13 protein-coding genes are annotated in these 18033 nt (G+C 70.0%); 9 read left to right on the top strand and 4 right to left on the bottom strand.

The features are described 5' to 3' along the window. Positions 1-477: 477 nt before the first annotated feature. Genes DSX2_RS13390 through DSX2_RS18900 form a run of 3 tightly spaced genes read left to right on the top strand, consistent with a single transcriptional unit; the run spans position 478 to position 4671 of the window. Positions 478-1680 carry an ammonium transporter gene (locus tag DSX2_RS13390; RefSeq protein WP_020881487.1) on the top strand — a complete coding sequence of 401 codons (1203 nt, stop codon included), beginning with the start codon at positions 478-480 and terminating at the stop codon, positions 1678-1680. Positions 1681-1699: 19 nt separating this feature from the next. Then, complete coding sequence (locus tag DSX2_RS13395; protein ID WP_020881488.1) at positions 1700-2038, top strand: P-II family nitrogen regulator; 339 nt, start codon at positions 1700-1702, stop codon at positions 2036-2038. Between the two features lie 11 nt (positions 2039-2049). Beyond that, the gene (locus tag DSX2_RS18900; RefSeq protein WP_020881489.1) at positions 2050-4671 is read left to right on the top strand and encodes an HD domain-containing protein; all 2622 of its coding nucleotides are present in this window, start codon (positions 2050-2052) and stop codon (positions 4669-4671) included. 55 nt (positions 4672-4726) lie between these two features. Here the strand turns inward: DSX2_RS18900 and DSX2_RS13405 are convergent, their stop codons facing one another. Next, the gene (locus DSX2_RS13405) at positions 4727-6262 is read right to left on the bottom strand and encodes a multiheme c-type cytochrome (RefSeq protein WP_020881490.1); all 1536 of its coding nucleotides are present in this window, start codon (positions 6260-6262) and stop codon (positions 4727-4729) included. Positions 6263-6453: 191 nt separating this feature from the next. Between DSX2_RS13405 and DSX2_RS13410 the strand changes: the two genes are divergently transcribed. Next, the gene (locus DSX2_RS13410; protein ID WP_020881491.1) at positions 6454-7881 is read left to right on the top strand and encodes a DNA integrity scanning protein DisA nucleotide-binding domain protein; all 1428 of its coding nucleotides are present in this window, start codon (positions 6454-6456) and stop codon (positions 7879-7881) included. 140 nt (positions 7882-8021) lie between these two features. Here DSX2_RS13410 and DSX2_RS17735 read toward each other — a convergent pair whose 3' ends face one another. Both DSX2_RS17735 and DSX2_RS13420 read right to left on the bottom strand, forming a co-directional pair. Then, positions 8022-9101 carry a hypothetical protein gene (locus DSX2_RS17735; protein WP_020881492.1) on the bottom strand — a complete coding sequence of 360 codons (1080 nt, stop codon included), beginning with the start codon at positions 9099-9101 and terminating at the stop codon, positions 8022-8024. Positions 9102-9190: 89 nt separating this feature from the next. After that, positions 9191-9904 carry a lipid-binding SYLF domain-containing protein gene (locus tag DSX2_RS13420; protein WP_020881493.1) on the bottom strand — a complete coding sequence of 238 codons (714 nt, stop codon included), beginning with the start codon at positions 9902-9904 and terminating at the stop codon, positions 9191-9193. Positions 9905-10132: 228 nt separating this feature from the next. On the opposite strand from DSX2_RS13420, the gene DSX2_RS13425 reads away from it, so the two are divergent. From DSX2_RS13425 to DSX2_RS13435, 3 genes are all read left to right on the top strand, one after another. Then, positions 10133-10561: a peptidylprolyl isomerase gene (locus tag DSX2_RS13425; RefSeq protein ID WP_020881494.1), complete on the top strand. Its 429-nt coding sequence runs from the start codon at positions 10133-10135 to the stop codon at positions 10559-10561. A gap of 127 nt (positions 10562-10688) precedes the next feature. Beyond that, the gene (gene sucD, locus DSX2_RS18845) at positions 10689-12980 is read left to right on the top strand and encodes a succinate--CoA ligase subunit alpha (RefSeq protein WP_020881495.1); all 2292 of its coding nucleotides are present in this window, start codon (positions 10689-10691) and stop codon (positions 12978-12980) included. A 41-nt stretch (positions 12981-13021) separates the two neighbouring features. Beyond that, positions 13022-14131 (top strand): hypothetical protein, encoded by a 1110-nt coding sequence (locus DSX2_RS13435; RefSeq protein WP_020881496.1) that lies wholly within the window; start codon positions 13022-13024, stop codon positions 14129-14131. Between the two features lie 123 nt (positions 14132-14254). Here DSX2_RS13435 and DSX2_RS13440 read toward each other — a convergent pair whose 3' ends face one another. Then, complete coding sequence (locus DSX2_RS13440) at positions 14255-16225, bottom strand: peptidase U32 family protein (RefSeq protein ID WP_020881497.1); 1971 nt, start codon at positions 16223-16225, stop codon at positions 14255-14257. 76 nt (positions 16226-16301) lie between these two features. Between DSX2_RS13440 and DSX2_RS13445 the strand changes: the two genes are divergently transcribed. Further along, the gene (locus tag DSX2_RS13445; protein WP_020881498.1) at positions 16302-17084 is read left to right on the top strand and encodes a dihydroorotate dehydrogenase; all 783 of its coding nucleotides are present in this window, start codon (positions 16302-16304) and stop codon (positions 17082-17084) included. A 3-nt stretch (positions 17085-17087) separates the two neighbouring features. After that, positions 17088-18008, top strand: a complete 921-nt coding sequence (locus DSX2_RS13450) for a dihydroorotate dehydrogenase (protein ID WP_020881499.1) — start codon at positions 17088-17090, stop codon at positions 18006-18008. The last annotated feature ends 25 nt before the right edge of the window (positions 18009-18033 follow it).

Here is an 18033-nt window from a genome sequence, read left to right on the forward strand (position 1 = left end):
GGAGCTTGCGTGTGCTGATCTCGGCCCGTGGGGCCGGGCAGGACCCTGCCGGTCCTGTAGCACAGCGGCGCGATCATGGAAACCGGCGAGGGAGGATCGCGCGCCGTCTTTTTCGCAGGGCGCTCGGGCTGCAAAATTGTCGCATTGCACGGGGCGAACAATTCATAATTGTCATAAAAATTATAATATGTTGAAATATTTCAATTTAGCTACAGATGGCAGACCGAGGCATGCAAAAGTGTGAACAGCGTTCGAGTCCTTGTCGCAAGCGCATGTTTCCGATTAAAAATCCCCTCCCTGTTTGCATGAACAAATTGTCAGGCTGATTTTTTACGCATTCTGTGAATTACAAAAAAGGAAAAAAACTTTTTGTGGCGTGAATTTTCAGATGCCATTGTTTCAAAATTGTGGACAATGCAAAAGTGAAGTGCTAGTTGAGCCCCTGATTTCATCTCATTCTCCACGGGAGGCACTCCTATGAACGCGGCAGACACCTGTTTCGTCCTCATCAGCGCGGCCCTGGTCATGTTCATGACTCCGGGCCTGGCGCTGTTCTACGGCGGCATGGTCCGCAGCAAGAACGTGCTCGGCACGCTCATGCAAAGCTTCATCATGCTCGGACTCGTCAGCGTGATCTGGGCGCTCGTGGGCTACACCCTGGCCTTCGGGCCGGACATGGGCTCGCTCATCGGCGGGCTGGACTTCGCCTTCCTGAAGAACGTGGGCATGGACGTGGCCCCGGGCAGCGCCCTGACCATTCCGCCGCTCGCCTTCATGGTCTTCCAGTGCATGTTCGCGGTCATCACCCCCGCGCTCATCACCGGCGCCTTTGCCGAGCGCATGCGCTTCGGGCCCTTCCTTGTCTTCGCCTCGCTGTGGATCATCTTCATCTACTGTCCCATGGCCCACTGGGTCTGGGGCGGCGGCTGGATGGCCCAGATGGGCGCGCTGGACTTCGCAGGCGGCGCCGTGGTGCACATGAGCTCCGGCTCGGCGGCCCTCGCCGCCTGCCTGGTCCTGGGCAAGCGTCGCGGCTACGCGAAGGAGCCCCACATGCCGCACAACCTGCCCATGACCATCCTCGGCGCGGGCATCCTCTGGTTCGGCTGGTTCGGCTTCAATGCGGGCTCCGCCCTGGCCGCCAACGGCATCGCGGCCAACGCCTTCGTCACCACCCACCTCGCCGCGGCCGCCGCGGCCCTGTCCTGGATCGGCATCGAATGGCTGCACCGCGGCAAGCCCACCACCCTGGGCGCCGCCTCGGGCGCGGTCGCCGGGCTCGTGGCCATCACTCCGGCCGCGGGCTTCGTCACCGCCATGCCCGCCATCATCATGGGCCTGGCCGTGGGCCTCATCTGCTACGGCGCGGTCCTGGCCAAGTCCCGGTTCGGCTACGACGACTCCCTGGACGTGGTCGGCATCCACGGCGTGGGCGGCACCTTCGGCGCCCTGGCCACCGGCCTCTTCGCCAGCATCGGGGCCAAGGGGCTGTTCTACGGCAACCCCCACCAGCTCTGGATCCAGTTCGTCTCCGTGGTGGCCACCTGGACGTTCTGCTTCGGCGGCAGCCTGATCCTGCTGAAGCTCGTGGACGCCTTCCTCGGCCTGCGCGTGAACGGAGACGACGAGCTGCGCGGATTGGACGTTGCCGAGCACAGCGAAGCCGGTTACCAGTGGTAGCAAATCGAGGGAGCGCGACATGAAGAAGATCGAGATCATCATCCGGCCGTTCAAGCTGGAGGAAGTCAAGGACGCCCTGACCAGCGTCGGCGTCAAGGGCATGACCGTGAGCGAGGTCAAGGGCTTCGGCCGCCAGCGCGGCCACAAGGAGGTCTACCGCGGGGCCGAGTACCAGGTGGACTTCGTGGCCAAGGTCAAGATCGAGGTCGTGTGCGAGGACACCCACGCTCCCCAGGTCGTGGAGGCCGCGCGCAAGGCAGCCGCCACCGGCCAGGTGGGCGACGGCAAGATATTCGTCTCTCCCGTGGACGAGACCGTGCGCATCCGCACCGGCGAGACCGGGAACGAGGCCGTGTAGCAGACGTGGCCATGGCCGGGACACAGGGCCTCGTCCTTCCGCCCGCGGCGGCCGAGCTCGCCGAGCGGCGCGCCCGGCTCCTGACCGAGGGAGGCTGCGGACGCGCCTACGAGATCGCCCACGCCCGGCTCTTCGACGAGTACTTCGCGCGGCGCCTGCGGGAGGAGGAAGCCCTCCTTCCGCGGGCGCCGTATCTTTTGCTCGCCCAGGGCGGATACGGCCGCGGCCGCATGAGCCCGCACTCGGACATCGACCTGACCATCCTCTTCATCGACGGCGTGCCGGACGGGGCCGAGGCCCTGGCCAGGGCCCTGTTCTATCCCCTGTGGGACCTGGGCATGACGCTCGACTACAGCCTGCGCTCCCAGGCGGAGAGCCTGGCCCTCGTGCGCAGCGACCCCAAGGTCCTGGCCGCGCTGCTCGACGCCCGCCCCCTGGCGGGCTCCGGCGGCGACTCCCTGTGGCAGGGCTTTCACGCCGCCTTCCTCGACGAACTCGCGGGCCGGGCCCGCGAGGACTTCCTCGCCTGGCTCGCCCGGGTCGACGAGCCCAAGGCCGCCGAGCACGGCGAGGGCGCCTCGCTGCTCGAGCCCGACCTCAAGGAAGGGCCGGGCGGCCTTCGCGACTGGCAGCAGATCGGCTGGCTCTCGCGCCTCTTTCCGGGCCGCGAGGGCGCCAACCTCTTCGAGCTCGGCCTGCTCGAGCCGAGCGAGATCTTCGCCCTGAGCGAGTCGGCCGAGCGTGTGGCCCAGGTGCGCTGTGCCCTGCACCGCGTCACCGGGCGCCGCCAGGACCTCCTCTATTTCGAGCTCCAGGAGGAGGTGGCCGCGGTGCTCGGCGACGACGGCGGGCCGCGCGCGGCCGCGGCGCTGCTCTCCGGCCTGCAGCCCGCCATGGCCCGCATCCGCCTCGCGCGCGAGGCCATGACCCGCGAGGTGGAAGGGCGGCTGGCCGGGCACGGCAGGCTGCACGCCCTGCCCGAAGGGCTGGCCGACACCCCGGGCGGGCTCGGCTTCGTCGAGGACCCGCTGAAGAACCCAGGCCTCGTGCTCTCCCTTTTCGAGACCGCGGCCTCGACCGGCCGCATGCTTTCCTTCTCGGCCATGAGCGCGGTCAGGCGCAGCCTGCCCGCTGTGGGCGAGAAGCTTGGGGGCGCGCTCGGGGTCTACCACTACCTGCCGCGTCTGCTGGCGCTCGAGGGCGGGCGCGCCGCGGGCCGCGCCTTCCTCGAGCTCGGCGTGCTCGGCGCGCTGGTCCCGGAGATCGGCGCGGTGCAGAACCTCGTGCAGCGCGACGGCTTCCACCGCTTTCCCGTGGGCAGGCACAGCCTGCGCACGGCGCGCATCCTGGCCCGGCCGCAGGAAGAGGAGGACGCGCCCGAGGCGCTGGCGGAAATCCTCGCCGAGACCGAGGACAGCGAGGTCCTGGTCTGGGCCGGGCTGCTGCACGACGTGGGCAAGGGCAACCCCGCGCACGAGCGCGTGGGCGAAGGGCTTGCCCGCGCGGCGCTTTCGCGCATGGGCGTCTCGCCCGGCCGCATCGAGGAGGTCGCCTTCCTCGTGCGCTCCCACCTGCTGCTCATGGAGACCGCCACCCGCCGCGACCTGGGCGACGTGTCCACGGCAGGGCGCGTGGCCGCCCTGGTGGGCGGGGCCGAGCGGCTGCGCGCCCTGACCGCCCTGTCCATGGCCGACGCCATGGCCACCGGCCCCATGGCCTGGAACGGCTGGAAGGGCATGCTCATGACCGAGCTCTACCGCAAGGCCATGCGCCTTCTGACCTCCGGCCCCCTGGCCGAGCCCCTGGCCGGACGGCAGGTCATGGAGCGCAGGGACCAGGTGCGCGCCCTGGCCGTGGCCTCGGAGTACCGGGACATCCTGGAGGATTTTCTCGACGCCCTGCCGCCGGACTGCTTCCTGCGCCTGCCCCCGCAGGCGGTGAACCGCCACCTGGGACTCTACGCCCGCTACCGCCAGGCCCTGGAGGAGGACCGCCAGCTGCGCACCGGCAAGAACGCCGGGCGCGGGCTCACGGTGCACGAGGCGCGCCACCTGGAAGGCGTGGGCGCCTGGGAGTTCGCGGTCATGGCCCCGGACCAGCCGCGCCTCTTCGCCACCCTCGCGGGCTGCATCAGCCTGTGCGGCGGCGACATCCTGGCCGCGGACATCTTCACCCTGTCCGACGGCACGGCGCTGGACGTCTTCGTGGTGCAATGCCCGAAGAACGGGCCGGACTGCCCGGAGATGTGGTCGCAGGTCGCGCGCAACGTGCGCTGGGCGCTGACGGACAAGCTCTCGCTCGACTACCGCATCGGCGAACGCCGCGCCTCGCCGCTCTACCGCGCGCCGCGCGGCACGGGCAAGGAGCCCTCGGTGCTCTTCGACAACGGGATCTCGGATTTCTTCACGGTCGTGGAGGTCGCGGCGGACGACCGCCTGGGCAGGCTCTACGACATCGCCGCGGTCCTGGCCGACTCCTCCGTGGGCATCCACTCGGCCAAGATCACCACCCACGGCGGGCAGATCCTGGACGTCTTCATGGTCCGCGGCCAGGGCGGGGTGAAGCTCGAGGACGAGGCCGCCCAGGACGCCCTGCGCAAGGCCCTGATCAAGCGGCTGCGCGACTCGCGGTAGTCACGCCCGGGCTATTCCCGGCATATTCCCGGCAATTCCGGCTCCCGTCCCCCGGCTACTTCTTCTTTCCCCTGCGCGCGTCCACCCAGTCCTGCAGCTGCAGCACGGTCTGCATGAGCTGGTAGCGGCCCTCGGCGAACACGCCGTAGTCGCCGCCCCCGGCCATGGCCGAGGTGAAGCGGCTGGAGTTGGCGTAGAACAGCCAGGTGCTGCCCCAGAGCTTCTCCGGATACTCGTCGAACATGTCCTTCTCGTCGGCCAGGCCGAGCTTCCAGGCCTTCTGCATGACTCTGTTCCCGGCCAGCACGGTCTGGTCGGTCTCCGCGATGGCCTTCTCGAAGCGCGCCCAGTGCCCCTCGACCCAGGCGCTTCCGTGGCAGCCCGAGCAGACCTTCTGCAGCCGCGCCTTGCGGACCGCCATCTCCTTGGCGTCGATCAGGAAGGACGAGGCGACCTGACCGTTCAGGGAGGTCGGCAGGGGGAGCCCCTCGGCGTTCCTGATGATCGAGGTGTCGGGCGACTTGGGCTCCGGATGGGCGAAGGGCAGGCCGAAGATGCGCCAGGGCAGGCGGTCGTTCATGGTATGGGTGCGCGTGGCCAGGACGGTGCCGTCCGGCGTGACGACCTGGCTGATGTGGCAGACCGCGCAGGTCGGGGCCGTGAAGTCGCGGCCCACGGTCCAGGGCATGGCGTTCCAGTCCCATTTCGACTTCATGGTCGAGAAGATGCCGCCGTGCTTGCTGGCGGCGTAGATCTTGTAGGCGGGCACGTCCGGCCCGTTGTGGCATTCCTCGCAGGTGTAGGGCTGCCGGGCCGTCTTCACGGCGAACTGGTGGCGCGTGTGGCAGGCCGCGCAGCTGCCCATGCTCCCGTCCAGGTTGACCCGGCCCACGCCGTTGTTGGGCCAGCCCGCTATGACCGGGAACTCCATGGGGCCGAGCGCGGTGTCCCGGCTCTTGGTCCCCGTGACCCGAAGCTTGGTGCCGTGGCAGTGAAAGCAGGTCCCGGCCATGGCCTCGGGGCTCGCGGGCCTTATCTCCACGCGGCCGTGGGCGTTCATGGCCGCGGCGCCGTCGATGGCGTTGACCGCCTGCATGTAGAGCGTGTTGTGCGCCAGGTTGCCGTAGGCGTGGGCCATGATGTTGCCGTCGTACTGCTTGCGCTCCACGGCGTGGCACTGTGCGCAGTCGTCCGGGCTCACGTCCACGTGGATGGTGAAGCCGTTATGCTCGAAGGCCCCCTTGCCGTGCTCGGCCGAGCGCGTGACGTGGCATTCGGCGCAGCCGACCACCGTGCCGGAGAGCTCCTCGGGGATGTCGCTGCTCGAGACGCGGCGCGAGGCCGCGGGGACCTTCAGCGCCTCGGCCGGGGTGATCTGCGCGTGGCGGCTGGCCCGCCATCCGGCCACCACGCCCGGGGTGACCATCTCGTGGCAGGAGAGGCAGGTGGTCGTGGCGTCGCTGATCGGGGGCTTTGGGACCGAGGTCTTGGCCTCCGGGGTGCCCGAGGCATCGGGATTCGCCGCGCCGCACAGGCAGGGCACGGCAAGCAGACTGAACAGAGCCAGGGACGGAAGCAGGTGGAAACGCATGCCTATTCTCCTCGCCTCGCAGCGCAGATTGACGGTTTCCGTCCTGTCTACACGAGGCGGGGGAGGGCGGCAACGCCGCATGGTGAAAAAATGGACGCGGACGCGGTCCGCTCCTGAGCCGTGGGCTTGCCGCCTGGCCGGAACACGCGCTAGAAACGGCTCGAGGGCAACGCAAACGCCAAGGAGCGGACGTGCCGGCAGCCGAAACTCTCAGCATCTACAACATCCACGACGGCCTCTCGGACGGGCTTTCGCACTTCTCTCCGGACAGCCGCGCGGCCGTGATCTACGCCGTCAGGGAGGACGACCCCCTCCGGGTCTACGACCCGCAGAACCTGCTCGCGGGCCACGAGCTGAAGCTCAAGGAGACCTTCGCCGATCCCGAGGCGCTCAGGCACGTCACCGGCGTGCAGCCCTGGGGCACGGAGCACGTGCGCATCGAGCCGCCGGACCTGGCCGGGCTCATCGGCTACGGCGGCCGCTCGCGCAACGCGGCCTTCCAGATGTGGTTCACCGAGCACCATCCGGACATGTGCTCCACCGGGCCCACGCGCTGCTGGCTCGAGCACGCCGTGCGCCTCCTCTCCCACGACCTCTCTTCGGGCGAGGCCGCCTCGCTCGGCACCGCGGGCTACGTGCTGCGCGAGTACTCAGTGCACGCCGTGCGCGACTACATCGTGGACGAGCGCAACCGCCGCCTGGGCTGGGACACGAGGCTGCGCATCTATCCGCTGCTCGACGCGGTGCTGAACATCTCGAAGACCAGGGAGGAGGGGCGCTGGCCGCGCGGCGACCTCGTCTTCGTGGAGCCGCCGGACCTCGCGCGGCTGAACTTCCTGGTGCGCTTCCCGTCCACCGAGCAGCCCGCGACGCGCGACTACAAGCACGTGCGCAAGCTCCTGCAGTGCGTGGAGCAGGGCGGGCGCTGGCTGGCCTCGGACGGAGCGCAGGTCGTGGGCGTGGTGCAGGGGCCGAGGCCCAGGGGCAGCGTGGCGGCCGAATTCAAGGGCAGCCACGGCTTCATCCGGCTGGACGAGGAGGCCGTCTGCTCCTTTTCCGACGGCGCCTTCACCTCGAGCACGCGCAAGGCCAACCTGGTGCATCTCGAGGAGATCCTGCTCGCCTCGCGCCTCGATCCCTCCTCGCAGCACATCCTCTTCCAGTGCGTGCAGTCCCTGGTCCACGCGGCCCAGGACTCGGGCCACGGCTGCGGCATCGTGGTGGACCTGGGCCTCTCGCCCCTGTCCATCCCCGGCCAGCACCTGGAGGTGCCGCTCGATCTGGTCAATTCCGGGAACCTGGAGCTGGCCAAGGCGCTCTCCTGCGTGGACGGGGCGCTGCACGTGGGCGCGGACCTGCACCTGCACGGCTTCGCCTGCCTGCTGGACGGCACGAGCGTGCCGGGCGAGAGCCGGGCGCGCGGCGCGCGCTACAACTCCGCCGTGCGCTTCACGGCCATGCACGACGACCTCGTGGTCATCGTGGTCTCGTCGGACCGGCCGGTCTCCATCCTGCAAAACGGCGTGGAGCTGACCGCGAGCTGCGCCTGGATTCCCCTCTCCAGCCGCCTGCGCAGGCCTCCGACCATGGAGGAATGGCTGGCCGCGGCCGGAGTCTAGGATTTCCCCGACTCGGATCGTGTAGGGAAGAGTGCCGCCTGAGCGTTCGCGCGGCGACGTCGTGCCGGATGCGGCCGGACCCTGGCGGGCCCGACGGGCGGAAGGCGTGAGGGAGGAACGGCGGACGAGGACGTCCCGGCTTAGGCGAAGTCCACGGCCACGTTGTTCTCGAGCGACGCCAGGGCCAGGGCCTTCTCGCGCGTGAAGCGGTCGAGCACGGCCTCGCGCACCTGCTCGGTGGAGCCGCCGAAGTGGCGCCCGCGCTCGGCGTAGACCTTGTCGATCAGCTCGCGGAAGAAGCGGGGGCCGTGGCCCGCCTTGATCTCGGAGAGGGCGGTGGCGAAGATGTCCGCCGCGCCGTTTGCGCCGTGCTGCACCGCGGTGGAGAAGATGACCTCGCGCAGGGCCTTGGGCAGCTGGTTCTCGGACAGCCCCATCTCGTCCAGGATGGCCGAGAGCGCCGGGCGGTAGTGGCTCTGCTCCACGAAGTCGTGCTGCAGCTTGGCGAAGCGGTCGGGCTCTTCGGCCGCGACGGCGCGCCAGGCGTCCGGCATGCCGCCGCGCGTGGAGCCGGTGTTGGCCGGGCCCGCGTCGCGCAGGCGCTCGGCCAGGGCAGGGGCCTTGTCGTCCAGGAAGTCGAGGAAGTCCTTGAGCGACCCCTTGGTCGAGGACAGCTGGTAGGTGCCGTAGGAGGTGCCGCCCACGCGGTCGTAGCCCACGGCCGCGGCGCCGTCCGGGCCGGACTCGAAGCGGCTGGACAGGGCGCCCGTGTCGTCCGTGGCTGCTGCGTCCGCCGTGGCGGCGGTCTTGGCGGCATCGCTCCCGGCCGCTGCGGCCTTGGCCGCCTCCGGCGCGGCTGCCTGCGCATGTCCGTCCCCGTGGTCCATCTGCATGGCGGCCATGGTCAGGAGCATGTTCATCTGCATCCGGCTGTCCAGAAGTCCCATGCCGCCCATGCCCCCCATTCCCGCCGGCCCGGCGCCCATTCCCCCGCCGCCGTTGCCGTTGCCGCCCGCGTCGGCGGCCAGCGTCTGCTGCAGGAACTGGTTGGCCATGGAGATCTGCACGCTCTGGCCGAGGGTCTTGAAGGTGTCGGCGAAGCTCTCCCTGGGCTGGACCGGACGTCGGATTTCCGACGTGCCGTTGCCTGCCCCTTTCTGGGCTCCGTAAGCCTTGGAATCTATGGGATAGATGGGAGAGTCTATGGGCGTGTTGGCCATCGTTCCTTCCTCGCGTCTGGTTTCACGCCGGTTGACTAGCAACCGGCGTGCCGGACGCGGGAAGTGGCCGTGCGGCAGGGATTCTGCCGCTACTGGACGCTCGGGGTGGCGGCCGGAGCGTCAAGGGCCCGATACAAGGCATCGGCCTGCTCGGGACGCGGGTAGTCGTTCTTGAAGAGCACGTCGTCCGCCGTGGCCTTCTCGCCGTAGAAGCGGCGGATCGTGTCCTCCTTGGGCGAGACGTAGGTCGCGCTGGCCGAGAGCCCGAGCCAGAAGCCGTCGCCGCCCACGAAGGTCACCACGCCGTCCAGGGCCTCGTTCAGGGAGGCCGCGTGCTGCTTGAGCTTCCTGCCGTCGATCTGACGCACCGAGCCGCCGAGGTCGAGGGTCATGCCCGCCATGCGCTTGACCACCGCGTCGTCCATGATCAGCATGACCAGCTGGTTCTTCGTGGCGCCGACGACCAGCCCGGCGTTGATCCCGGTCAGGCGGTAGAAGGCCGGGGCGGACCAGGTGCCGTCCTCCTTCCTGTGCACCAGCACGCCGTCGCCGGACGAGCCGCCGAAGACCAGGGAGGCGTCCTCCACGTGCGGGAAGACGATCACGCCGCGCGCCTTGGGCAGCAGCTCGCTCAGGGCCTCGTTGCCCGGATCGGCGCGCACGGTGTCCACGGCCTTGGCCGAGGCGTTGAGCAGGTTGTAGAGGTCCACGGGCGGAGGCGGCCCGGGAGGCATCTTGGGAGCTTCGCAACCGGCGAGCGCAAGGACCAGGGACAGGCAGAGAAGGGCGAGGATGGTACGCATGGTCCCTGTCATACGCCAATTAAGGGGGCATGGGAAGGCGGAGGGGGGCGGAGGCGTGGTCTCCGTGCCGTCCGAAGCGGCGTAAAACATTCGACATTGGACAACTTTCCCTGGCTCCTGTAGGGTGGCATGATGGCTGCTGGACTGCTGCGGCCCGATCCGACACACGAACACACAATCCCCCGCACGGCGATACGCCGCGTTATGGGGCCAAGGAGGAGGTACCGCATGGCCCAGGCAAAGAACGGAGATGTCGTCAAGGTCCACTATACAGGCAAGCTCTCCGACGGTACGGTCTTCGACAGCTCCGAGGGACGCGATCCCCTGGAGTTCACCCTGGGAGAGGGCATGGTCATCGAGGGTTTCGAGAAGGCCGTCGTCGGCCTCGCCCCGGGCGAGAAGCGCGAGGCGACCTTCGGCCCGGACGAGGCCTACGGCTCGTATGACGAGAGCCTGTCCTGCGCCGTTCCGCGCGACCAGATCCCGGAGCACATCCAGCCCGAAGTGGGCATGATGCTCTCCTTCACCACCGAGGACGGCCAGCCCGCCCACGTCACCGTCACCGAGGTCACGGACGACTCCGTCACCCTGGACGGCAACCATCCGCTGGCCGGCAAGACCCTGACCTTCGCCGTGGAGCTCGTCTCCATCGGCTAGCTTCCCGGCCGATCCGGCCATCCGTCTCGATCATCGACAGGGAACCGCCTTGCGCAAAGGCGGTTCCCTTCGTTTCGCAAAGGGCGTATACCACTCGCAATACACCCTCAACCCACGCGGAACGCGCATGCTGCTCGACGAGGACAAAAGCAAGGACCTGTTCGCCGCCGCGGGGATTCCCGTGCCCCACGGCATGGTCGTCCGCGCGGGAGACGAATCGCGACCCGAGCCGTTCTTCCCGCCCCCCTGGATCGTCAAGGCCCTGGTCCTCTCGGGCGGGCGAGGCAAGGCGGGTGGCGTCCTCCGGGCAGAGAACAAGCAGGCGCTGGACAAGGCGCTCGACGCGGTCTTCGCCCTGAAGATCGGCGGCGAGCCCGTGCGCCTGGCGCGCGTCGAGCCCGCCGTGGAGCACGAGCGCGAACTCTATCTTTCCCTGTCCGTGTCGCGCGACCGGGCGGGCATGGTGCTCGCGGCGAGCGGCTCCGGCGGCATGGATGTCGAGAGCGGGGCGAACGGCTCGGTGCGCATCGAGACCGTGGACCTGCCCGACGGCCCGACCCCGTATCAGGTGCGCTCCGCCTTCTTCGCCCTCGATCTGCCGCACGCGGCCTGGACGCCTTTCAACGAGCTCGTGGCCGCGCTCTGGAAGGCGGTGCGCGGGAACAACCTGCTCCTCGCCGAGATCAACCCCCTGGTCTATCTCCAGGACGAGCACGAGGAGCCTGCCGAAGAGGACGAAAAGGACGAGGATTCCGACGACTCCGCGAATGACTCTGCGAATGACTCAGCGGACGAATCCGGGAACGAGTCCTCCGGAAACGGAGACACGGGCGAGGCCGGCGCCGAGTCGGCGGACGAATCCTCGAACGGCAAGGCGGCCGCGTCGCGCAAGGCCGAGGAGAAGCGAAAGGAAGAGTGCAAGGGCCGCTTCCTGGCCCTGGACGCCAAGTGCGAGATAGATTCCAGCGCCATGTGCGGCCGCAAGGACCTGGAGGCCTACTTCGAGCCCTCCCACCTGAAGGAAGAGGAACGCATCTCGCGCGATGCGGGCTTCGCCTACGTCAGCCTCACCGGCTCGGTGGGGCTTCTGGCCAACGGCGCCGGGCTGGCCATGGCCACCATGGACAGCCTGAACCTGGCCGGGCTGCCCGCGGCCAACTTCCTGGACCTCGGCGGCGCGGCGGACGAGCGGCGCATGGGCCGGGCCCTGGAGCTGCTCTTCGGCGACCTGCGCGTCGAGGCGGTGTTCATCAATCTTTACGGCGGCATCCTCTCCTGCGGCGACGTGGCCAAGGCGCTCGCCGCCGTGCTCGGCGGGCGGCCGCCGCAAAAGCCCCTGGTCGTGCGCATGGCGGGCAACGGCGCCTCGGTGGGGCTCGGCGTGCTCGGCTCCCTGGCGCAGCCGGACATCCACGTGGTCGGCGACATGGCCGAGGCCCTGTCCGTGCTGCGCACGCTGACCGACCAGAAGGAGCCCGCGCGCATCGTCATGCCCGAGGACGACTGGGCGCCCGCGCCGCCCGCCTCGTCCCACGACGCGGCGGACATCGGCGCGTTCCCCCTGTGCAGGGAGTCGGCCGTGCTCGTGCAGGGCGCGACCGGCCGCGTGGCCGGAAAGCATATCGAGCTCATGCGCGCCTACGGCACCAACGTGGTGGCCGGAGTGACGCCTTTCAAGGGCGGTGCGGAGGTGAACGGCCTGCCCGTCTACGACTGCGTGGCGGACGCCTGCCGCGAGCACCGCATCGACGCGTCCATCATTTTCGTACCCGGTCCGTTTGCCGCGGACGCGGCGCTCGAGGCCGCGCGGGCGGGCATCCCCTGGGTGGTCTGCATCACCGAGGGCGTGCCGCAGCAGGACATGCTGGCCGTGCTGCCCAAGCTCGGCTGCCTGGGCACCCGGCTCGTGGGGCCGAACACGCCGGGCGTCATCGTGCCCCGGCAGTGCAAGATCGGGATCATGCCCGCCGAGCCCTTCACGCCCGGCCCCGTGGCCGTGTTCTCGCGCAGCGGCACCCTGACCTACGAGGCCGCCTCGCGCCTTTCGGGCGAGGGCATGGGCCAGAGCTTCTGCCTGGGCATCGGCGGCGATCCCTTCACCGGGCTCGATTTCGTGGACTGCCTGCAGATGGCGGCCGCCGACCCGGAGACCCGGGCCGTGCTGCTCATCGGCGAGATCGGCGGGCGGGCCGAGGAGGACGCGGCGGCCTGGCTGCGCGAGCATCCCATCGGCAAGCCCGTGGCCGCCTTCGTGGCCGGGGTCACGGCCCCGCCCGGCAAGCGGCTGGGCCATGCCGGGGCCATTCTCGAGGAGCATTCCGGTGGCGCGGGGGCCAAGCTCGCCGCGCTGCGCGAGGCAGGCATCTCCCTGTGCGCCTCCCTGGACGAGGTGCCGAAGGTGATGGCCGAACTGCTGTGACACGAACCGGCCGCGAAGCGGCCGCTTGAGGGAGAGACCATATGGCGCGTCCTGCGCGCACGATCTCCGTGATCGTCATCGTGGCCGCCGTCAGCTGGCTGGCCTTTTATCTCGGCGGAAAGTTCATGCACCGGCACAAGGCCGAAGAGCTGGCCGTGCAGCAGGAACAGGCCTCGCCGTCCGCGCCGGTCAACCCGGGCGGACCGTCCGTGGTCGTGCCCGCGCCGCCGCCGCCCGCTGCCGGGCAGGCGGGAGCGGGCGGGGCGGTCGGCGCCCCGGGCGAACAGGCCAAGAAGCCCGTGTCCGAGGATTCCGTCGTGCCCTCGGCCTTCTTCCGCGACCTGGCGCGCTACTGCGTGGCCCAGTTCCAGCCCGCGCACACGCGCAGGAACCCGGGCGACAGGCCCGCGAACGGGCTCAGCGTCAGCCGCCTGAACGCCCGCTTCGGCCTGGACGAGAACGCCTTCGGCAAGTCCCACCAGGGCGCGGAGAGCATGCGCCGCCACATCCTGTCCTATGTCTTCCAGCCGGGCTTCGTGCCCTACCTCTACAACAACTACGCCGACCTCTTCCTGGACCAGCTGCGCGAGGCCGTGGCCGATGCGCACCGCGACTACAAGACCGCCAAGGGCTATTCCTCCGAGCCGCTGCACGCGGACGACGCCGCGGCCATGCTGCACCAGGACTCGGCGCTTGCGGCCGAGGCGGGCAAGATCCTGGCGGCCGTCTCCTCGAGCAAGGAGATCACGGCCCGGGTGGCCGCCGAGCAGGCAGCCGCGGCCAAGGTGGCGGCTGCCTACGAGCGCGTCTGGGCGGCGGCGGACAAGAACCAGCTCGGCCCCGAGGCGGACGCGATCATCCGCCTGGCCGTGGCCGACCGCGAGGCCGCGCGAAACGGCGTGATCCGAGCCGTGCTGGCCAAGACCGGCCCCCTGCCGCTCGAGGACGACGAGGTCTTCTACATCGCCACCTGGGGCGCGCGGCGGGCCAACACGCCCGGCCAGTCCGAGGGGCTGGCTGCGGCCGCGAAGAGCCTTACGGACCTTTCGGGCAAGCTCGCGGGGCTGGCCGAGGAATACGCCTCCGGGCAAGGCGCCGCCCCGTCCTCCGCTCCAGCGCAGCCTGACAAGACGCAGGGCGCAGGCGGCTGATCGGGAGGCCCTCGGGCCGATTCAGGGCCTCAGACGACGAAGCGGCGGTCCGGGAATCTCCCGGGCCGCCGCTTCGTGTTTTCTCGCCGTTCCCGCGCCGTTTGCGCAGGACCGTCGTAAGGATCAGAGCAGCTGCAGATCGAGGTTGAAGGCCGAGGTCCTGGTCGCGGCCGGGACCTTGCCGGGCTTGTGCTCGTGCAGGTTGGCGAAGACGGAGTAGCCCGCGCCCCGAAGCGCCTCGGTCGCGGCGGAGAGGTCGAGGGGCCAGCCGGGATAGATCCACCAGGTGGGACCGTAGGCGCGCACCCACAGGACCTCGCCCTTGGGGCTCTTCAGCGGCTCCTCGGATTTGACCTCCGCGGCCTTGGTGCGCGAGAGGCACAGCGGCCACATGCCGCCCGACACCACGCCGAGCGGCAGCGGGCTCTGCCTGGGCAGCTCCAGAAGATCCTCGCGGGGCAGCTCCGGGCTCGCGAAGGCGCCGCTGAAGCCGAGTTCCTTGAGCGCCTGGATGGCCAGGCCGTTGGCCAGGTTGCAGAAGGGACCGGCCCAGACGTCGAGGCGGCCGAGCTCGGGGAAGAGGCCGATCTGCCAGGGCGAGTTGCACACGAAGCGCCGCGCCCCGCCGCGCGTGAGCACGGCGAGCGAACGCCGGACCCACTCCTCCTCCTCGGGCCAGAGCACGGGGGGCAGCCACCACCAGACGCGGCCGTAGAGCCCGCGCGAGATGTCGCCCTCGCCTCCGGGCCGAAGCCACAGGCCCACGGCGTCGCTCTGCCTGCCGCTGGGCATGCGGCGGTGCACGTCCAGGCGCAGCGGCCTGCCCCCGGTCTTGGCCGGGGCGGGCAGGCGCGGGGTGAACGAGGCGGCTCCGGGCTCGGGCGCGCTGACGGCCTCGAACTCGGCCCGCAGCCGGGCGAGCAGGGCGGTCAGCTCGGGTTCGCGGCGGTCGATGAGGTAGACCGCGGAGCCGGGCCTGGGCGCGTTCCCCTTCTGCGGCCGCAGGGTGTAGCGGCCCTTCTTGGGCACGGGCGCGTTCACGAACACGACCATGTGGCCGGGCTCGTCCTCGAAGCCCACGCGCAGCCGGTCGCCCTTGAGCAGCGGTTCGCGCGGGGTGAAGGAGAGGCTGCCCCCCTTGGGGCTGCCCGCGACCTTGCCGATGAAGCGGCCGGAGGCCGTGGACTCCGACGGAGTGACCGCCGGGTGCGGCTTCTGGGGGAGAAATCCGTAGTGCGTGCGCGGCCGCCCGAGGGCCTGCGCGAGGTAGTCCTCCGCGGCCTTCCTGCTCTCCGGGCTGCCCTTGCCGTCGCGCAGCGCCTTGTAGGCGGACACGGCGTAGTAGACGTAGTGCGGCCCCTTCTTGCGGCCCTCGATCTTCCAGCAGCTGACCTGGGGCACGTCGGCGAGCAGGCGCACGAGCACGTCGAGGGAAAGGTCGCGGCAGGAGAAGAGGCGCTCGCCCGGGCCGCCGCGCGAGTAGCGGCGGCGGCAGGGCTGCACGCAGCGGCCGCGAAGCCCGCTCTTGCCGCCGAGGTAGCTCGACCACCAGCAGCGGCCGGAGACCGCGTAGCACAGCGCGCCGTGCACGAAGACCTCGAGGTCCAGCCCCTCGGGGCAGGTCGCGGCCAGCGACTTGATCTCGTCGATGGACAGCTCGCGCGGCAGGATGACGCGCTTGGCGCCGAGCCTTTGCGCGACAGGTAGAGACGCCGCGTGGGTGGCCGAGGCGAGCGTGGAGATGTGCAGCTCGCCCTCGTAGCCCGCCTGCCGGGCGAGCTCGAGCATGGCCAGGTCCTGGACGATGAGCGCCTCCGGGCGCACGTGGCGGGCCAGGCGCTCGATGAGGCGACCGGAAGCGGCCAGCTCGCCGGGCTTGACCATCACGTTCAGCGGCACGTAGGTGCGCGCGCCCTTCTCGCGGGCCAGCTCGGCCAGCCGGGCCAGCTCGCCCACGGAGAAGTTGTCCGCCTGCATGCGGGCCGAGAAGTGCTTGAGCCCGGCGTAGACGGCGTCCGCCCCTGCGGCCAGGGCGGCCAGGAAGGATTCGGAGTCTCCGGCCGGAGCGAGTATTTGCGGTGTGCGTTCGTTCATTGTAAGGGATGCTTTCGCTGGGTGGCCGCAGGAGGCTGCCTTTTCCCGTGGGGCGAAAAGCCTATCCGAGAGGACGATGGAGCACAAGACCTGCCGTACCCTTCGCGTCGTCGCAGTGCGTCTGCTGAACGGCGGCGAGCAATTTTTGCTGACCCTGGAGAATCCCGGCTTTTCCGCCTGGAAGCCGGGCCAGTTCGTGATGATACGCCCCGTTTCCTGGGGCTTCGAGATGGTCTGGGCCCGGCCCGTGTCCATCGCCTGGTGCGATGAGCACGGCCTGACGCTCGTGGTCCGCCGCGCGGGCCGCGGCACCGCGCGCATGGCCGGGCTCGCGCCCGGCGACGAGGTCACCCTCTGGGGGCCGCTCGGCACGAGCTTCGTCACCGACCCGGCCGCGCCTACCCTGCTGCTCGCGGGCGGCATCGGGCTGGCGCCGTTCTGGGGCTATGCCGCGCGCCATCCGGCGCCGGAGAATCTGCATCTCCTCTTCGGCCACACCCTGCCGCTCGACGCCTTCCCCATGGAGCCCTTCGCTTCCCTCGGCAAGGTGGAGACCTTCTACCAGCAGACGGCGGAGCAGCTCGGCGAGTTCGTGGCCCTGCTCGAGGCGCGCGTGGCGGACTTCGCGGCGCGGGAGAAGGGCCTTGTCCTGGCCTGCGGCCCCGGCCCCTTCCTGCGCACCGTGCACCGCCTGGCGCTCGCGCACGGCGTGCGCTGCCAGCTCTCCCTGGAGAACCGCATGGCCTGCGGCATCGGCGCCTGCCTCGGCTGCGTGGCCACGGACGCCTCCGGCCACCGCGTCCAGTCCTGCACCCGCGGCCCGGTCTTCTGGGCCACCGACCTCTCTCCGGAGTTCTGATCCATGGCCACGCTGAACACGAGCGTCTCCTTCGGGGGGCTCACCCTCAAGAATCCCGTGCTCACCGCCTCGGGCACCTTCGGCTACGGCCTGGAGTTCTCTCCCTACGGCGACCTGACGAAGCTCGGCGGCCTCGTGGTCAAGGGGCTTTCGCTGAAGCCCCGCGAGGGCAACCCCATGCCGCGCATCGCCGAGACGCCCTGCGGGATGCTGAACGCCATCGGCATCCAGAACGTCGGCGTCGAGGTCTTTTTGCGCAACAAGCTGCCGCTCCTTCCCTGGCGCGAGACCGCGGTCATCGCCAACCTCTACGCCTGCTCGGCGGAGGAGTTCGGCGACCTGGCGGGGCTGTTCGCGGGCGAGGAGGGCGTGGCCGCGCTCGAGGTCAACGTCTCCTGCCCCAACGTCAAGGAGGGCGGCGCCGCCTTCGGCGCGGATCCCTCGCAGATCGAGCGCGTGACCGCCGCGGTGCGCAAGCGCTGTCCGAAAAAGCCCGTCATCGTCAAGCTCTCGCCCAACGTCACGGACATCGTGGTCGCGGGCCGGGCCGCGGCGGACGGCGGGGCGGACATCCTCTCGGCCATCAACACCCTGACCGGCATGGCCGTGGACGTGCGCACGAGAAAGCCGCGCCTGGCCAACGTGGTCGGCGGCCTGTCCGGCCCGGCCGTGAAGCCCGTGGGGCTTCGCTGCGTCTGGCAGCTCGCCCGCGCGCTGCCCCTGCCGGTCATCGGCATCGGCGGCATCTCCACGGCCGAGGACGCCCTGGAGTACATGCTCGTGGGCGCGCACGCGGTGCAGGTGGGCACGGCCAGCTTCATGCGGCCGGACGTCGCCTTCACGCTCGTCGAGGCCATCGAGGCCCTGGGCGCGAGCCTCGGCCTCTCCTCCCTCGACGAGTACCGCGGCAGCCTGAAGACCTGAGCCCGAAACCCGACCAAGGGGGGCG

The sequence above is a fragment of the Desulfovibrio sp. X2 genome (assembly GCF_000422205.1).
GTDB lineage: Bacteria > Desulfobacterota > Desulfovibrionia > Desulfovibrionales > Desulfovibrionaceae > Alkalidesulfovibrio.